Here is a 16,170-nt window from a genome sequence, read left to right as displayed (position 1 = left end):
GGAGTGGCCGCGGCCGGCCGCTACGCCGGCGGGGCCCCCGGCGGCGGGCCGGGCTGATAGCCGGGCGGCGGGCCGGGCTGGTAGCCCGGCGGCGGCGCCACCTGGCCGCCGGACAGCTTGCGGTAGGCGTAGATCCCGACCAGGGCGGCGACCGGTGCGGCCAGCAGCAGCCCGACTCCACACGCCAGGGCGCCGACCACCACCAGCGCGAACTCGGCCAGCCACACCAGCAGGGCGTTGGCGAAGTTCGCGGTGACGGTGGAGAAGCTGGAGCTGAGTGCCTTGACGGTCGACTCCGACCGGTCGATGGCGTACGGGATGGTGAACTGGGCGAAGAGGCCCAGGATCAGGCCGGGCAGGAAGCACAGCGCCGAGGCGATCGAGGTGAGAATGCCGACCAGCAGCGCGGCCAGGAACACCATGCCGAAGTTGCGCGGCTTGAAGAACGACCCGATGGTCACCGGGCGGCCGTCGGCCAGGTCGAGGCAGCCGGACAGGTAGGCGGATTGGGCGAACGCGCCCACCAGGTAGGCGACCAGGTAGCCCAGCACCAGCAGCGCCATCCCGCCGCCGTTGAGGTTTGCGGTGAAGGTGAAGTAGTCGTCGCCGGAGCCGCCGCCGGAGGTGCCGACGTCCTGGCTCAGCCCGATCAGCGTGGAGGCACCGCCCAGCACCACCAGGTAGACCAGCGTCGGAACGATCAGCGCCACAGGGTTTTTGGTGAAGGCGTTCCACGCCCAGCCGAACGCCGCGCCCACGCTGAACGCGGGCTTGGGCGGGCCGCCGAACCCGGGTGGGGGGCCGTAGCCCGGGGGCGGGCCGTAGCCGGGCGGGGGCGCCCCGTAGCCGGGCGGCGGGCCATAGCCCGGCGGCGGTGGGGGAGGCGTGCCGTAGCCCGGCGGCGGGCCGTACCCCGGCGGCGGGCCGTACCCCGGCGGCGGCTCGGGCGGCGTGCCTGGATATTCGGGGGGCTGGCTCATGTCCGTCCTTGCTGTTGGATTTCCGCCGGCTCGACTTACCGGGAGCGAACGCGCACCGGATTCGGCAAACCGGAACTTAGCAAAGATGACGCCGGCGCGCGCGGGTCGACGGCCGCGAGCCGGCTTGCGCGTCGCCGCCGCGTGGTATGCCTGAAGCCGTGTCCGACGGTCTGTTCGACCTGCCCGGCGCGCCGCCGCCGGGCGACCACGGCCTGGGCGTGCCGGCCGGTGCGCCGCTGGCGGTCCGGATGCGCCCGGCGTCGCTGGACGAGGTGGTAGGGCAGGACCACCTGCTGGCCCCCGGGTCGCCGCTGCGCCGCCTGGTGGAGGGCTCGGGCGTGGCATCGGCCATCCTGTACGGGCCGCCGGGCAGCGGCAAGACCACGCTGGCCGCGCTGATCTCCCAGGCGACCGGCCGCCGGTTCGAGGCGCTCTCGGCGCTGTCGGCGGGTGTCAAGGACGTGCGCGCGGTGATCGAGAGCGCGCGCACCGCGCTGTTGCGCGGCGAGCAGACCGTGCTGTTCATCGACGAGGTGCACCGGTTCTCCAAGACCCAGCAGGACGCCCTGCTGTCCGCGGTGGAGAACCGGGTGGTGCTGCTGGTGGCGGCCACCACGGAGAACCCGTCCTTCTCGGTGGTGGCGCCGCTGCTGTCCCGGTCGCTGATCCTGCAGCTGCGGCCGCTGAGCGCCGACGACATCCGCACCGTGGTGCGCCGCTCGATCGACGACCCGCGCGGCCTGGGCGGGCGGGTCCGGGTCGCGCCCGAGGCCGTCGACCTGCTGGTGCGGCTGGCCGCAGGCGATGCCCGGCGGGCGCTGACGGCGCTGGAGGTGGCCGCCGAGGCCGGCGAATCGGTCACCGTGCAGACCGTCGAGCAGTCCCTGGACGAGGCCGCGGTGCGCTACGACCGCGACGGCGACCAGCACTACGACGTGATCAGCGCCTTCATCAAATCGGTCCGCGGCTCGGACGTGGACGCCGCGCTGCACTATCTGGCCCGCATGCTGGTGGCGGGGGAGGACCCGCGCTTCATCGCGCGCCGGCTGATGATCCTGGCCAGCGAGGACATCGGCATGGCCGACCCGGCCGCGCTGCAGGTGGCGGTGGCGGCCGCTCAGACGGTGGCGCTGATCGGCATGCCCGAGGCGCAGCTCACCCTGGCGCACTGCACCGTCTATCTGGCCACCGCGCCGAAGTCCAACGCGGTCACCGCCGCGCTGGGCGCGGCGATGAGCGACATCAAGGCCGGCAAGGCCGGCCTGGTGCCCGCCCACCTGCGCGACGGACACTATTCGGGTGCGGCGGCGCTGGGCCACGCCCAGGGCTACCAGTACTCCCACGACCACCCGGATGGTGTTGTGGCACAACAGTATCCGCCGGACGAGCTGGTCGGTGTGGACTACTACCGGCCCACAGGCCGCGGCGCCGAGCGGGAAATGGCCGGGCGGCTGGACCGGCTGCGCGCGATCATCCGCAACAAGAGGGGACGGTCATGAAAGTCTTCACCGACGAGGAGATGGGCCGGCTGCTGACCACCGCCAAGCCCTACAGCGTCGTCATCCTCAAGCGCGGCCCCGGGTTCGGCGACGAGTCAGCGGCCGGCGTGATCTGGGAGCACGGCCGGCGCAATTTCGGGCTGCGCGACGACGGCGTGCTCGCGGTGGTGCTGCCGGTCAGCGACGGGTCCGACGTCTGCGGCGTCGGGGTGTTCGCGGCGACGGTCGACGAGACCACCCGGATCATGAGCGAGGACCCCGGGGTCGCGGCGGGCGTCTTCACCTACGAGGTGCACGCCTGCCGCGGGTTCCCCGGCGACGCCTTGCCCTAAGCGCGCCGAGCGTCACGCTGGCGTGACGCTCGACCGCCGCCGCCACGCTGGCGTGACGCTCGCGAGCGCGCAGCCTAGACCAGCTCGGGCACCCGCAGGTGGGCGATCGCCAGCTCGAACTCGGCGACGTCGATCACCTCCGCGCCCAGCTCGCGCACCCGCCTGCTGCGCAGCTCGGTGGCCCGGTCGCGGTTGCGGGCCATCGCGTCCATCGAGTCGAACGTCGAGCAGGCCACGGCCCGGCGGCAGGCCGGGTGGTCGACCATCAGGCTGGCGCTGCAGAACCCGTCGAGCTGCTCGAGCTCGGGCAGCACCGAGGACCGGTAGAACTCCAGCGACCGGCTGAGCTGGTCGGGCACCACCTTGAGCCAGGTGGCGCGCACGCAGGCGCCGTCCCGGGACGGGTGGTCACGGTGCAGCAGCGCGATGTCCCACTCCTCGACCCGCGCGCTGCCGTCGAACATCAACGCGGCCCGGTCCCGGATGGGCGCCACCCGCGCGGCGCTGCCCCGCATGGCGTCGATCGACTCCCACGAGCTGGTCGCGATGCAGGTGCCGGACTGCCGGTCCACCAACAGCGACAGCCCCACGCACCCGTCGATCTCGGTCAGGGCGGGCATGACGACATCGCGAACGTGCGCAATTCCGATGTCGATCGACAGGGGTTGCGCCTGGATGGTGGTAGAGCGTGCGTACACGGTCGACCCCTTCCGTGTCGGGGTGGCACCCCGGTGGCGCCACCGGTCCCACCAGTTACCTTCCTCTCACCGGTGGCGGCCCGCAATGCCCAAATGTGGTCGCGCTCACAAACGATTGGCTGGTCGCGACGCCCGCGCCGTAGGCTGGTTCGAATGCATACCGATGTGTTGGACGTGGACACCTCCCGTCGCCGCATCGTCGATCTCACCGAGGCGGTGCGCGGGTTCTGCTGGTCCCGCGGTGACGGCCTGTGCAACGTGTTCGTCCCGCACGCGACGGCCGGGGTGGCCGTCATCGAGACGGGCGCCGGCTCCGACGACGACCTGGTCGACACGCTGGAGCGGCTGCTGCCCCGCGACGACCGGTACCGGCACGCGCACGGCTCCCCGGGCCACGGCGCCGACCACGTGCTGCCGGCCCTGGTCGCGCCGTCGGTGACGGTCCCGGTTTCGGCGGGGGAGCCGATGCTGGGCACCTGGCAGAGCATCGTGCTGGTCGACCTCAACCGCGACAACCCGCAACGCTCCGTGCGGCTGAGCTTTTTGGAGGGCTAGCGGCGCGGTGGTCCAATATTCCAGCGAATAGGCTGGGATTACACGTCAACGCAGAAAAGCAACGGGAAGAAGCGGGCTGGAAAGTGCAGACACACGAGATCAGGAAGCGATTTCTTGATCACTTCGTGAAGGCGGGCCACACCGAGGTGCCGAGCGCGTCGGTGATCCTCGACGACCCCAACCTGCTGTTCGTCAACGCGGGCATGGTCCAGTTCGTGCCCTACTTCCTGGGCGCGCGCACGCCGCCGTACCCGACGGCCACCAGCATCCAGAAGTGCATCCGCACCCCCGACATCGACGAGGTCGGCATCACCACCCGGCACAACACCTTCTTCCAGATGGCCGGCAACTTCTCGTTCGGCGACTACTTCAAGCGCGAGGCCATCGAACTGGCGTGGACGCTGCTGACGGGCAGCGTCGAGCAGGGCGGCTACGGCCTTGACCCCGAACGCATCTGGACGACGGTCTATTTCGACGACGACGAGGCCGTGCGGCTGTGGCAGGAGATCGCCGGGCTGCCCGCGGAGCGCATCCAGCGCCGCGGCATGGAGGACAACTACTGGTCGATGGGCATCCCTGGCCCGTGCGGCCCGTCCTCGGAGATCTACTACGACCGCGGCGAGGAGTTCGGCGTGGGCGGCGGGCCGATCGCCAACGAGGACCGCTACGTCGAGCTGTGGAACCTGGTGTTCATGCAGAGCGAGCGCGGCGAGGGCACCTCCAAGACCGACTTCGAGATCCTGGGGCCGTTGCCGCGCAAGAACATCGACACCGGCATGGGTGTGGAGCGGGTCGCGTTCGTGCTGCAGGGCGTGCACAACGTCTACGAGACCGACCTGCTGCGGCCCGTCATCGACGCGGTCGCCGCCCGCGCCCCGCGGCCCTACGACGCCGGCAACCACGACGACGACGTGCGCTACCGGATCATCGCCGACCACAGCCGCACCGCGGCCATCCTGATCGGCGACGGCGTCACCCCGGGCAACGACGGCCGCGGCTACGTGCTGCGCCGGCTGCTGCGCCGGGTCATCCGCTCGGCCCGGCTGCTCGACATCGAGGGGCCCATCGTCGGTGACCTGATGGCCACCGTGCGCGACGCGATGGGCCCGTCGTATCCCGAACTGGTCACCGACTTCGACCGGATCGCCCGCATCGCCGTCGCCGAGGAGACCGCGTTCAACCGCACCCTGGCGGCCGGCTCCAAACTGTTCGACGAAGTGGCCAGCACCACCAAAGCCACTGGGGCGAAATCGATTTCGGGCTCCGACGCGTTCACGTTGCACGACACCTACGGGTTCCCGATCGAACTCACGCTGGAGATGGCGTCCGAGGCCGGGCTGCAGGTGGACGAGGTGGGCTTCCGCGAGCTGATGGCCGAGCAGCGCCGCCGGGCCAAGGCCGACGCCGCCGCCCGCAAGCACGCGCACGCCGACCTGACCGCGTATCGCGAACTGGTCGACGCGGGCCCCACCGAGTTCACCGGTTTCGACGAATTGTCCTCGGAGGCAAGGATTCTGGGGATCTTCGTGGACGGTAAACGGGTGCCGGTGGTCACCCACGGCGGCGACGGCGCGGACCGGGTCGAGCTGGTGCTGGACCGCACCCCGCTCTACGCCGAGTCCGGCGGGCAGATCGCCGACGAGGGCACCATCAGCGGCACCGGCGCCGGCGAGAGCGCCCGGGCCGCCGTCACCGACGTGCAGAAGATCGCCAAAACCCTGTGGGTGCACCGGGTCAACGTCGAGTCCGGTGAATTCGTGGAGGGCGACACCGTGATCGCCGCGGTCGACCCGCAGTGGCGCCGCGGCGCCACCCAGGGCCACTCGGGCACCCACATGGTGCACGCCGCGCTGCGACAAGTGCTGGGGCCCAACGCCGTTCAGGCGGGCTCCCTGAACCGCCCGGGCTACCTGCGTTTCGACTTCAACTGGCAGGGCCCGCTGACCGAGGAGCAGCGCACCCAGATCGAAGAGGTGACCAACCAGGCCGTGCAGGCCGACTTCGAGGTGCACACCTTCACCGAGCAGCTGGAGAAGGCCAAGGCGATGGGGGCCATCGCGCTGTTCGGCGAGAGCTACCCTGAGCAGGTGCGGGTGGTGGAGATCGGCGGCCCGTTCTCGCTGGAGCTCTGCGGCGGCACGCACGTGCACAACTCCGCGCAGATCGGGCCGGTAACCATCCTGGGCGAATCCTCGGTCGGCTCCGGGGTGCGCCGGGTGGAGGCCTACGTCGGGCTGGACTCGTTCCGGCACCTGGCCAAGGAACGCGCGCTGATGGCGGGGCTGGCGTCGTCGCTGAAGGTGCCGTCGGAGGAGGTGCCGGCCCGGGTGGCCAACCTGGTGGAGCGGCTGCGGGCCGCGGAGAAGGAACTCGAGCGGATGCGCCTGGCCTCCGCGCGGGCCGCGGCCGGCAACGCCGCCGCGGGCGCGGAGCGGATCGGTAACGTCCGCGTGGTGGCGCAGCGGATGTCCGGCGGGATGACGGCGGCCGACCTGCGCTCGCTGGTCGGTGACATCCGCGGCAAGCTGGGCAGCGATCCGGCGGTGGTCGCGCTGATCGCCGAGGGTGAGGGCGGGTCGGTGCCGTACGCAGTCGCCGCCAACCAGGCCGCCCAGGATCTCGGCATCCGGGCCAACGACCTGGTCAAGCAGCTGGCGGCGCCGGTCGACGGGCGCGGCGGCGGCAAGGCGGACCTGGCGCAGGGATCGGGCAAGGATCCGGCCGGCATCGACGCGGCGCTGGACGCCGTGCGTTCCGAGATCGCCGCGATAGCGCGGGTCGGTTGAGTGGTCTTGACACAGCACCGCGTCCCCGACCGGCCCGGCGACCCTGACCAGGACCCCGGCCGGGGCCGGCGGGTCGGCATCGACGTGGGCAGCGTGCGCATCGGGGTGGCCTGCAGCGACCCCGACGCCGTGCTGGCCACCCCGGTGGAGACCGTGCGCCGCGACCGCTCCGGCAAACACCTGCGCCGGCTGGCCGCGCTGGTCACCGAGCTCGGGGCCGTCGAGGTCGTCGTCGGGCTGCCGCGCACCCTGGCCGACCGCACCGGCACGTCGGCGCTGGACGCCATCGACCTGGCCGACCAGTTGGCCCGGCGGATCGCGCCCACCCCGGTGCGGCTGGCCGACGAGCGGCTGACCACGGTGGCCGCGCAGCGCTCGCTGCGCGCCGCCGGGGTGCGGGCCAGGGCGCAGCGCGCGGTGATCGACCAGGCGGCGGCGGTGGCCATCCTGCAGAGCTGGCTGGACCAGCGCCGCGCGGCGACCCGGGAGGCCGGCGATGGTTGACAGCGCCCGCCGCGAGCGCGCCGAGCCCGAGGCGGTGGGACCGCCGCGGCGCAGATCCAGCCGGATGGCCCGGAACAGGGCCGAGCGGGGCCGGCGCCGGCGGCGCTTCGCCCTACGCGCCGCGCTGGCGCTGCTGGTCGTGGTGGTGCTGGCCGGGGTGTTCGCCGGCGGCAAGCTGTGGCACACCGTGTTCGGGCCGGGCGACGACTACAGCGGCAGCGGCAAGCGCGACCTGGTGATCCAGATCCAGGCCGGCGACTCCACCACCATGGTCGGCGAGACGCTGCACAACCAGCACGTGGTCAAGACGGTGCGGGCGTTCGTCAACGCCGCGCACGGCAACAGCAAGATCGACTCCATCCAGCCCGGCTTCTACCGGATGCGCACCGAGATCCCGGCCTCCGACGCCGTCGCCCGGCTGGCCGACCCCAACAGCCGGGTGGGCCGGTTGGTCATCCCGGAGGGCCGTCAGCTCGACGACACCACCGATATGAAGACCAACAAGGTCAACCCCGGCATCTTCACCCTGATCTCCCAGGCCACCTGCGTGGACCTGGACGGCAACCGGCGTTGCGTGCCGGTGCAGCAGCTGCGCGCGGCCGCGACCAACAGCACCACCGCGGCGCTGTCGGTGCCGCCGTGGGCGCTGGAACCGGTCAACGAGCTGGGCAGGGACCACCGCCGGATCGAGGGGCTGATCGCGCCGGGCACCTTCAACGTCGACCCGTCGGCGTCCCCGGAGAGCATCCTGGCCGGGCTGATCAGCGCCGGGGCCGAGGAGTACCTGAAGTCCGGGCTGGTGGACACCGCCCAGGCGATGGGCCTGTCGCCCTACGACATCCTGGTGGTGGCGTCGCTGGTGCAGCAGGAATCCAACACCCCGGACTTCGCCAAGGTCGCGCAGGTGATCTACAACCGGCTGCACGCCCACCACACGCTGGAATTCGACTCGACGGTCAACTACCCGCTGGACCGCCGCGAGGTGGCCACCAGCGACGCCGACCGGGGCCAGAAGACGCCGTGGAACACCTACGTGTCGCAGGGCCTGCCGGCCACCGCGATCTGTTCGCCCGGCATCGACGCGCTGCACGCCGCCGAGCACCCCGCGCCGGGGGACTGGCTCTACTTCGTCACCATCGACGCCGCCGGGACGACGCTGTTCACCAAGGATTATCAGCAGCACCTGGCCAACATCGAGCTGGCTAAGCACAACGGTGTCCTCGACAGCACCCCCCGCTAGCGCGGGGCCCCGCAGGGCGGCCGTGCTGGGCAAGCCGATCGCCCACTCGAAATCCCCGCAGCTGCACCTGGCCGCCTACCGTGCGCTGGGCCTGCACGACTGGACCTACGAGCGCATCGAATGCGACGCCGACCAGCTGCCCGGCGTGGTCGGCGGGTTCGGCCCCGAGTGGGTCGGGGTGTCGGTGACCATGCCCGGCAAGTTCGCGGCGCTGCGCTTCGCCGACGAGCGCACCGAGCGGGCGCGGCGGGTGGGATCGGCCAACACCCTGGTGCGCACCGCGACGGGCTGGCGGGCCGACAACACCGACATCGACGGCGTCGCCGGCGCGCTGGGCGCCGCTTCGGGATGGGCGCTGGTCTGTGGATCGGGCGGCACCGCGCCGGCGGCCGTCGCGGGCCTGGCCCAGCTGGGCGTCGCCGGCATCACCGTGGTGGCCCGCAACCCCGACAAGGCGGCCCGGCTGGTGCGCCTCGGCGACGAGCTGGGCGTGCCGACCCGGTTCTGCGCGCTGGACGGCGCGGGGCTGGCCGACGAGGTGGCCGCGGCCGAGGTGCTGGTCAGCACCCTGCCGGCGGAGGTGGCCGAACGCTATGCCGGCACCTTGGCGCGCGTCGGCGTGCTGCTCGACGCCGTCTACGACCCCTGGCCCACCCCGCTGGCCGCCGCGGTCAGCGCCGCCGGCGGCCGGGTGATCAGCGGCATGCAGATGCTGCTGCACCAGGCCTTCGCCCAGGTGGAACAGTTCACCGGGCTGCCCGCCCCGCGCGAAGCGATGACTTGCGCGGCGGCCGACGCGGATTAGTATGCCGCGCATGCGAATTGCGGCCGCGGGCGCGGTGCTGACCTGGCTGGCGGTGTTGAGCTGCTACGACATCCGGCAACACCGGCTGCCCAACGCACTGACCCTGACCGGGGCCGCCGCGATCCTGGCGGCCGCCGGCCTGGCCGGGCGCGGGCCGTCGGCGCTGGCCGGAGCCGCCGCGCTGGCCGCGATTTATCTGCTGGTCCATGCGGTGGCGCCGGGCGGGATGGGCGCCGGGGACGTCAAGCTGGCGCTCGGAGTGGGCGCGCTGACCGGCTGCGGCGGGGTGGGCGTGTGGTTTCTGGCTGCCCTGGCCGCGCCGCTGCTCACCGCGCTGGTCGGGGTGCTCGCCCGGGTGCGCCGGGCCGGCCCGGCGGTGCCGCACGGGCCCTCGCTGTGCCTGGCCGCCGCGGCCGGCGCCGGGCTGGCCCTGTTCTGATCGGCCTCAGTTCGCCAGGGCGGTATGGCGCAGCAGCGGCAACAGCTGATCGCCGAGCCGGACCACCTCCGACTGGTACGGGGTGTCCGACAGCACGAAATGGCTCACCCCCAGGTCGGCGTAGGCGCGCAGCGCGGCGGCGACCTCGGCGGCCGAGCCGACCAGCCAGGTCGTCCCCGCGCCCTCGCCGCCGTACTTGCTCGGCGTGGTGTACAGGCAGGAATCGATCACCTCGCCGCGCGCGGCCAGGTCGTTGAGCCGCCGCTGCCCCTCGGAGCCCGCCGGGTCGTGCAGCAGCATCATGGTCGGCGTGCCGGCCAGCTTGGCGACCTTCGCCTCGGCGTCGCGCCAGGCCTGCTCGGAGGTGTCGCGCACCAGGGTGGTCACCCGCAGGCCGAACTCCAGCGGCGGGTGCTCGCGACCGAGCTTGTCCGACAACGACTTCAGCCGGTCGATGCGTTCGGCGATGCCGTCCAGCGACTCGCCCCAGAACAGCTGGACGTCGGCGTCGGTCGCGGCGACCTGCTCGGCGGCCGGCGAGGCCCCACCGAAATACAGCTTCGGGTGCCGGCCCTGCTCGGCACCGAGCGGGCGCGGCCGCAGCGTCGAGTGCTCGACGCGGAAGAACTCGCCGTGGAAGGTGACGTCGTCCTGCGTCCACAACCGGCGGAGCAGCCGGATGAATTCGCGGGTGCGGTCGTACCGGCGGGACTTGTCGACCTCGGTGTCGCCGTAGGCGGCGACGTCGTCGGCCCCGCTGACGATGTTGACCAACAGCCGGCCGCCGTTGAGCCGGTCCAGGGTGGCGGCCGCGCTGGCGAAATGCGCCGGATGCCAGTAGCCGGGCCGGACCGCCACCAGCGGCGCGAAGGCGGTGGTGCGCGCGGCGATCGCGGTGGCGACCGTGAAGGTGTCCGGCCGTCCCCAGCCGGTGCCGATCAGCGCGCCCTCCCAACCGTGTTGCTCGGCGCGCGACGCCAGGTCCACCGAGTAGTCCAGGCTGCCCCAGCCGTCGACGGTGTCGTCACCGCGATGGCCCGGCTCGACGGTGTTCGGGATGTACCAGAGAAATCGGCTAGCCTCGGCGGGCACCGCGCACCTTCCTTCTTGCGTTCATGCCGCGACGACGTGCCGGTCGCCGGTGAGCCTTTCGCGCAGCGTCGCCTCGGCGTACGACGCGCGAAACAGCCCTCGCGACCGCAGAATCGGCACCACCTCGTCGACGAACACCTCCAGACCGTCGGGGAAGACGTCGGGCATCAGGTTGAAGCCGTCCGCGGCGCCGGCGCCGAACCACTGCTCGATGGTATCGGCCACGTCGACCGGCGATCCCACGATCACCCGGTGACCCGACCCGCTGAACGCCCGCAGCGTCTGGCGCAGCGTGAGCCCGCCGCTGACGACCAGACGCACCACCGACTCCCGAAAACCCAGGGAGCCAACGAATTTCGACGGATCCGGCACACTGCCGAGCAGCCGGGCGGGGATGGGTTCGTCCAGCGGCAGCCCGGACAGGTCGGCGCCCAGGGTCTGTGACAACCGCTCGACGTCGTGGCCGGCGGGCAGCAGCGCGTTCTGCTCCTCGTAGCGCCGCTGCGCCTCGGCGCGGCTGCTGCCGATGGTGGTGATCAGTCCCGGCAGGATGCGCACCGCGTCGCGACCGCGGCCGTGCGCCACGGCGGCGTCCTTGACGTAGCGGTAGTGCTCGATCGCGGCGTCCAGGTCGAGTTCGGCGCTGAACACGGCGTCGGCGACGCGGCCGGCCAGTTCCCGGCCCTGCGGCGACCCGCCGGCCTGGACCAGCAGCGGATGCCCCTGCGGCGACGGGCCCTGCGGCAACGAGCCGGTGACGGCGAAGAATTCGCCGCGGTGATCGACGCCGCCGCCGGTCGCGGCGTCGCGCCACAGCGCCAGCACCACGTCGACGAACTCCGCGGCGCGCCGGTACCGCGTCGAGCGGTCCGGGAGATCAGCCAGGCCGAAGTTGCCGCCCGCCGCCTCCGAATACGTGGTGACGACGTTCCACGCCAGGCGACCACCGGAGAGCTGGTCGAGGCTGAGCAGCCGGTGCGCCAGCTCCACAGGGTCGTTGAACGTCGACGAGAACGTGCCGATCAGCCCGAGATGCTCGGTTTCGGCGGCGACGGCCGCCAGGATCACGCTCGGCTCCAGGGCCTGCGACGGGCGCAGCGCCGGATGATCGCGCACCGCCGGCCCGTCGGCCAAAAACAGCGCATCCAGCGTTCCGCGTTCGGCGATCCGGGCCATCCGCACGTAGTAGCCGGGATCGGTGAACGCGGTCGGCGGCTCGGCCGATCGCCGCCACGACGCGGCGTGGATGCCCAGGTTCAACACGTTGACGTTGAGCGTCAGGCCGCGCTCGCGGCGGCTCACAGCCGGGCCCCCGCGTTCGGCGCATCGTCGAAGGCGCGGGGATGGTGCGACAGGTCGGGGGCGGCCGGGACGGGTAGCGAAAGTCGTTGCCGCAGTGTGCCCGCACCCGGCGCGGCCAGCACGCCGCGGCGGTACGCGGCCGCAACGACGTCGTCCAGCACCGCGGTCAGCGCGTCGGCCGGCACCCGCAGCAGCACGCCGGCGGCGCCCGGCGTGCCCGCGACCCGGTCGAGCGCCGCGTGATCGACCGAGCGGACCCGGACCACGGCGCCGTCGGGCACCGGGGCGCCGTCCTCGACGACGACCACGTCCGCATCCGCTGTGGCCGCACCGGCGTGCTGCCACACCGGCAGGTCGCCCTGCCGCGAGCCGGGCACGTTCAGCGGCCCGGCGATGCGATAGGCACCGCGCACGTCGGCCCGGCGGAGCCGGGTGGTGTCGGCGAAGACGCCGGTCGAGCGGTCGCCCAGCACCGACGCGAAAGGCCAAGTGCGCCATAGTGTTCGCACCGCCGCGATCGCCTCCGCGGTGTGTGCCGGACCCAGGGCGGCGCCGGTCCAGGTGTCGGCGCCGGTGCCCAGGGCGATGCGCCGGTCGGCGTCCAGGGCGAACCACCCGACCCGCCCGCGCGCCGCGTGGTCGACCGAGACCAGCCGGCGGGCCAGGTTATAGGGGTGGTCGCGGTGCGGTGCCGCCGCGACGACCAGGCCCAGGTGGCTGCTGTGCCGGGCCGCGACGGTGGCGATCACCGACGCGTCGAGGCTGGGCGCGGCGGGCGGTTCGGCCCGGTCGGCGCCGATCACCCAGTAGTGCACACCGGCGGACTCCAGGCGGTGCGCCAGACCGGCGATACCCGAAGCGGGCGAGCGTTCCCCGATTCCGTCGCCGGCCAGCTCGATCCCGACGGACAGCGCAACAGCCATGAACCAGGACGCTACGTGGCCGCCTGCGCGATGCAACTCCCGCGATCGTCGCGGGCCGAAAGATGGCTGACCACAGCGTGTTCCGCTTAAAAATTGTGACGCGGCAAACCGTTGCCGGCATTGCGCGGCGGCGCCTAGGTTTGGTCGCTGTTGCCGCGGACCGCCGCGGCGCGGACGCATCCGGAAGGCTCTGACACGTATGCCCGTTGCATTTCACCGGCAGGACACACCCGCGGGCGCGGCGGCGGTGCAGCCCGTGCTCGCCGAGATCGCCGCGGACTACCGCCTGCGGTTGGCCGACGGGGGCACCGAACCGCCGCTGCGTGGGCTCAAACTCGTTCGCGACCATCGGCTCGGCGCGCTGCGATTGGCCCGCGAGCTGGGCGGCGCCGGCTACACGACGCCGGAGTTCTTCGACTACCTCGTCGCGCTCGCCGCCGCCGACCCCGACCTGGCGCACATCCTGCGGATCCACTACGCACTGGTCGAGGAGCTGCAAGTCACGCCGCGGCGCCCGGGCAGCGACCGGTGGATCGCGGTGGTCGCCGAGGGCGGGCTGATCGGCGGCGCCAACGCCGAACAGAGCCAGAAGTCGGTGGGCGGCAACCACCGTGACACCCGGCTGGTGACCACTCCCGACGGGTTGCGGTTGCGCGGCAGGAAGTTCTACAGCACCGGCGCGCAGTTCTCCGACTACCTGCGGATCACCGCGCAGGACGACGACGGCGTGCCGACCGCCGTGGTGATTCCGGTCGACCGGGCCGGGGTCGAGCACCTCGACGACTGGGACGGCATCGGTCAGCGCCAGACAGGAAGCGGCACAACGGTATTCAACGACGTTGCGGTCGCCGACGACGAAGTTTTCCCGCTTGGTTCGACCATCGGCGTCAACCGGGCCCGCGGCGCGCTGGTCCAGCTGTACCTGCACGCGGTGGCCGCCGGAATCCTGCGCAGCCTGACCGAGGACGCGGCGGCGCTGGTGCGCGGGCGGCGCCGGACCTACACGTTCGCCAGCGCCGACACCCCGACCGCCGACCCGCAACTGCTGCAGATCGTCGGCGAGATCGACGCGGTGGCCTACACCGCGCACGCCCTGGTGCGCAACGCGGCGGCCGAGCTCGCCCCGGCGCTGCAGGCCGCCCGCGACACCGGGATCGATCCGGAACTGGAAGCCGCGGCATCGATCGCCGCCGCCCGCGTCAAGGTGGCGATCCAGGAGCCCGCGCTGCGGGCGGCGTCACGCGTGTTCGACGCCGGCGGCGCGTCCGCCGTCCAGGCGTCGGCGTTGCTGGACCGGCACTGGCGTAATCTGCGGACGCTGTTCTCGCACAACCCGACGGTCTACAAGGCGCGGGTGCTCGGCGATGTCGCCGTCAACGGCGCCGCCCTGCCCGACACCAGCTTCTTCTGACCCGCTCGCATGGCGAAGGTAGCGACGCGCACCGCGGCGCTGGGCGCGGTGCTGTGCGTCCTGGCGGCGGGATGTTCCGGCCATCGGCACACCGCGAGCACCGGACCCACGGGTCCGCCGGTGCGCGGCGGCACCCTGACCTACTCGGACGTGCAGTTCGTCACCGACACCATGGCCGCCAACTACAGCGCCAACAACCTGATGTTCCAGCTGCTCGACCGGGTGGTCTACGTCGACCCGAAAACCGACGCGGTGCGCGGATGGCTGGCAAAAACCTTCTCCCGCAACCAGAACGCCACCCGGTACACCTTCACCATCCGCGACGGGGTGAGCTTCAGCGACCACACACCGCTGACGGCCGAGGTGGTCAAGGCGAATTTCGACCAGCTCGGCAAGGGTGACCCGGCCAAGAAGATGCCGGCTTTCGCCGATTTCGTCGGCTACGACCACAGCGAGGTCAGCGGCAACGTCGTCACCGTGTTCCTCGACCGGCCCAACACCAACTTCTACAAGGTGCTGTCCTACAGCCGCGCGGGCATCCGCGCACCGGCCACCTTGGCGCTCGACTACCAGCGCCAGGCCAAGGTTGAAAACGTCATCGGCTCAGGCCCTTTCGTGTACCAGTCGCAGATCCCCGACCAGCAGGTGGTGCTCACCAGGCGCCCGGACTACGCGTGGCCGCCGTCGTCGTGGCCCAACCAGGGGCCGGCCTACGTCGACAAGGTCGTCTTCCGGGTGATCGGCGAGCCGGGCCTGCGCGCGGGCGCGGTCCAATCCCATCAGGTGGACGTGGCCCGCGGAATCCAGCCCACCGACGAACCCGCGCTCAAACAGGGTGGCCTGCAGGTGATCCCGGTGGCGGCTCCCGCCGAGACCGCGAACCTGGTCGGGTTCCGGATCAACAACCAGGTCGTCGACGACGTCCGGGTGCGCCGGGCCCTGCAACTGGGCATCGACCGTCGGGCGGTGGTGGACACGGTGCTGTCCGACAGCTATCGCGCGGCCGATTCCGTGCTGGGACACGACGATCCGTTGTTCGCCGATGTGAGCGCCGACATCGGGTATCAGCCGCAGCGGGCGGCCGGCCTGCTCGATGCGGCCGGGTGGAAGCCGGGCGGCGACGGGGTGCGCGAAAAAGACGGCAAGAAACTTGTTCTGACGCTGGCGGCGTCCAACCAGAGCGTGGTGTTCCGCCCGGCGTTCGAGTTCATCGAACAGCAGTGGCGGGAGCTGGGCGTGGTGCTGCAGAACCGGGCGGGGGACACGACGTTCTTCAATGCCTCCAGCAGTCAATCGTCAACCCCGTTGTTCGGCACCAGGATTCAGTACAACATCGGGCTGGGCCTGCTGTTCGGCCGCCCGAAAAGCAACCTGACGTTCGCGCAGAACGACGCGTTGCTCGGGCTGTCCGAGGAGGAACTGCGGCAGACCGACCCGACGCGGCTCAAAGACGTCGTCGCCCGCGAGCAGCGCAGGATCATCGACGACCAGCTGGCGTTGGTGCTGTGGGATGAGGTGCAGGTGCACGCCGCCGCACCCAACGTGCACGTGGAATTCACCCGCTACACCGAGCCGCTGCTGCAGAGCGCCTGGAAGGCGTGAGG

Annotated in this window: 15 protein-coding genes; 10 read left to right on the top strand and 5 right to left on the bottom strand. The window is 71.9% G+C overall.

Annotated features, from left to right (window positions below):
* Positions 1 to 20: 20 nt before the first annotated feature.
* Complete coding sequence (locus H7I87_RS04190; RefSeq protein WP_224125735.1) at positions 21 to 980, bottom strand: hypothetical protein; 960 nt, start codon at positions 978 to 980, stop codon at positions 21 to 23.
* 146 nt (positions 981 to 1,126) lie between these two features.
* Between H7I87_RS04190 and H7I87_RS04185 the strand changes: the two genes are divergently transcribed.
* Both H7I87_RS04185 and H7I87_RS04180 read left to right on the top strand, forming a co-directional pair.
* Positions 1,127 to 2,479 carry a replication-associated recombination protein A gene (locus tag H7I87_RS04185; RefSeq protein WP_033710735.1) on the top strand — a complete coding sequence of 451 codons (1,353 nt, stop codon included), beginning with the start codon at positions 1,127 to 1,129 and terminating at the stop codon, positions 2,477 to 2,479.
* Positions 2,476 to 2,811 carry a hypothetical protein gene (locus H7I87_RS04180; protein WP_009977719.1) on the top strand — a complete coding sequence of 112 codons (336 nt, stop codon included), beginning with the start codon at positions 2,476 to 2,478 and terminating at the stop codon, positions 2,809 to 2,811. Before H7I87_RS04185 ends, H7I87_RS04180 begins: the two co-directional genes overlap by 4 nt.
* Before the next feature lie 74 nt (positions 2,812 to 2,885).
* Here the strand turns inward: H7I87_RS04180 and H7I87_RS04175 are convergent, their stop codons facing one another.
* Positions 2,886 to 3,509, bottom strand: a complete 624-nt coding sequence (locus tag H7I87_RS04175; RefSeq protein ID WP_009977718.1) for a hypothetical protein — start codon at positions 3,507 to 3,509, stop codon at positions 2,886 to 2,888.
* A gap of 165 nt (positions 3,510 to 3,674) precedes the next feature.
* On the opposite strand from H7I87_RS04175, the gene H7I87_RS04170 reads away from it, so the two are divergent.
* The 6 genes from H7I87_RS04170 (at position 3,675) to H7I87_RS04145 (ending at position 9,838) form a co-directional block, all read left to right on the top strand.
* On the top strand, positions 3,675 to 4,064 hold the full coding sequence (locus H7I87_RS04170) for a secondary thiamine-phosphate synthase enzyme YjbQ (RefSeq protein ID WP_170924229.1): 390 nt from the start codon (positions 3,675 to 3,677) through the stop codon (positions 4,062 to 4,064).
* Positions 4,065 to 4,147: 83 nt separating this feature from the next.
* Positions 4,148 to 6,850, top strand: coding sequence for an alanine--tRNA ligase (alaS, locus tag H7I87_RS04165; RefSeq protein WP_033710734.1), 2,703 nt, complete (start codon positions 4,148 to 4,150; stop codon positions 6,848 to 6,850).
* Positions 6,851 to 7,354: a Holliday junction resolvase RuvX gene (gene ruvX, locus H7I87_RS04160; protein WP_033718191.1), complete on the top strand. Its 504-nt coding sequence runs from the start codon at positions 6,851 to 6,853 to the stop codon at positions 7,352 to 7,354.
* Complete coding sequence (locus tag H7I87_RS04155; protein WP_003877602.1) at positions 7,347 to 8,594, top strand: endolytic transglycosylase MltG; 1,248 nt, start codon at positions 7,347 to 7,349, stop codon at positions 8,592 to 8,594. The genes ruvX and H7I87_RS04155 overlap by 8 nt, the downstream gene beginning before the upstream one ends.
* Positions 8,569 to 9,399, top strand: a complete 831-nt coding sequence (locus H7I87_RS04150) for a shikimate dehydrogenase (protein WP_023861204.1) — start codon at positions 8,569 to 8,571, stop codon at positions 9,397 to 9,399. Before H7I87_RS04155 ends, H7I87_RS04150 begins: the two co-directional genes overlap by 26 nt.
* Positions 9,400 to 9,409: 10 nt before the next feature.
* Positions 9,410 to 9,838 (top strand): prepilin peptidase, encoded by a 429-nt coding sequence (locus H7I87_RS04145; protein ID WP_009977712.1) that lies wholly within the window; start codon positions 9,410 to 9,412, stop codon positions 9,836 to 9,838.
* Positions 9,839 to 9,844: 6 nt separating this feature from the next.
* Here the strand turns inward: H7I87_RS04145 and H7I87_RS04140 are convergent, their stop codons facing one another.
* Genes H7I87_RS04140 through H7I87_RS04130 form a run of 3 tightly spaced genes read right to left on the bottom strand, consistent with a single transcriptional unit; the run spans position 9,845 to position 13,155 of the window.
* A complete protein-coding gene (locus tag H7I87_RS04140; RefSeq protein WP_009977711.1) occupies positions 9,845 to 10,930 on the bottom strand; it encodes an LLM class flavin-dependent oxidoreductase in 1,086 nt (361 codons plus the stop codon).
* A gap of 21 nt (positions 10,931 to 10,951) precedes the next feature.
* Positions 10,952 to 12,193 carry an NtaA/DmoA family FMN-dependent monooxygenase gene (locus H7I87_RS04135; RefSeq protein WP_063967100.1) on the bottom strand — a complete coding sequence of 414 codons (1,242 nt, stop codon included), beginning with the start codon at positions 12,191 to 12,193 and terminating at the stop codon, positions 10,952 to 10,954.
* Between the two features lie 35 nt (positions 12,194 to 12,228).
* The gene (locus H7I87_RS04130) at positions 12,229 to 13,155 is read right to left on the bottom strand and encodes an LLM class oxidoreductase (protein WP_063967099.1); all 927 of its coding nucleotides are present in this window, start codon (positions 13,153 to 13,155) and stop codon (positions 12,229 to 12,231) included.
* Between the two features lie 199 nt (positions 13,156 to 13,354).
* On the opposite strand from H7I87_RS04130, the gene H7I87_RS04125 reads away from it, so the two are divergent.
* A complete protein-coding gene (locus H7I87_RS04125; protein ID WP_063967098.1) occupies positions 13,355 to 14,566 on the top strand; it encodes an acyl-CoA dehydrogenase family protein in 1,212 nt (403 codons plus the stop codon).
* A gap of 9 nt (positions 14,567 to 14,575) precedes the next feature.
* Positions 14,576 to 16,168: an ABC transporter substrate-binding protein gene (locus H7I87_RS04120; protein ID WP_023881881.1), complete on the top strand. Its 1,593-nt coding sequence runs from the start codon at positions 14,576 to 14,578 to the stop codon at positions 16,166 to 16,168.
* Positions 16,169 to 16,170: the final 2 nt, after the last annotated feature.

This window comes from Mycobacterium timonense (genome assembly GCF_025821985.1).
Lineage (GTDB): Bacteria > Actinomycetota > Actinomycetes > Mycobacteriales > Mycobacteriaceae > Mycobacterium > Mycobacterium avium.
This window is presented reverse-complemented; position numbering and strand designations above follow the sequence as displayed.

Coding starts and splice junctions, on each gene's coding strand:
- H7I87_RS04180 (WP_009977719.1), top strand. CDS start 2,476: ATGAAAGTCTTCACCGACGAGGAGATGGGCCGGCTGCTGACCACCGCC.
- H7I87_RS04145 (WP_009977712.1), top strand. CDS start 9,410: ATGCGAATTGCGGCCGCGGGCGCGGTGCTGACCTGGCTGGCGGTGTTG.
- H7I87_RS04155 (WP_003877602.1), top strand. CDS start 7,347: ATGGTTGACAGCGCCCGCCGCGAGCGCGCCGAGCCCGAGGCGGTGGGA.
- H7I87_RS04185 (WP_033710735.1), top strand. CDS start 1,127: ATGCCTGAAGCCGTGTCCGACGGTCTGTTCGACCTGCCCGGCGCGCCG.
- H7I87_RS04120 (WP_023881881.1), top strand. CDS start 14,576: ATGGCGAAGGTAGCGACGCGCACCGCGGCGCTGGGCGCGGTGCTGTGC.
- H7I87_RS04190 (WP_224125735.1), bottom strand. CDS start 980: ATGAGCCAGCCCCCCGAATATCCAGGCACGCCGCCCGAGCCGCCGCCG.
- H7I87_RS04125 (WP_063967098.1), top strand. CDS start 13,355: ATGCCCGTTGCATTTCACCGGCAGGACACACCCGCGGGCGCGGCGGCG.
- H7I87_RS04130 (WP_063967099.1), bottom strand. CDS start 13,155: ATGGCTGTTGCGCTGTCCGTCGGGATCGAGCTGGCCGGCGACGGAATC.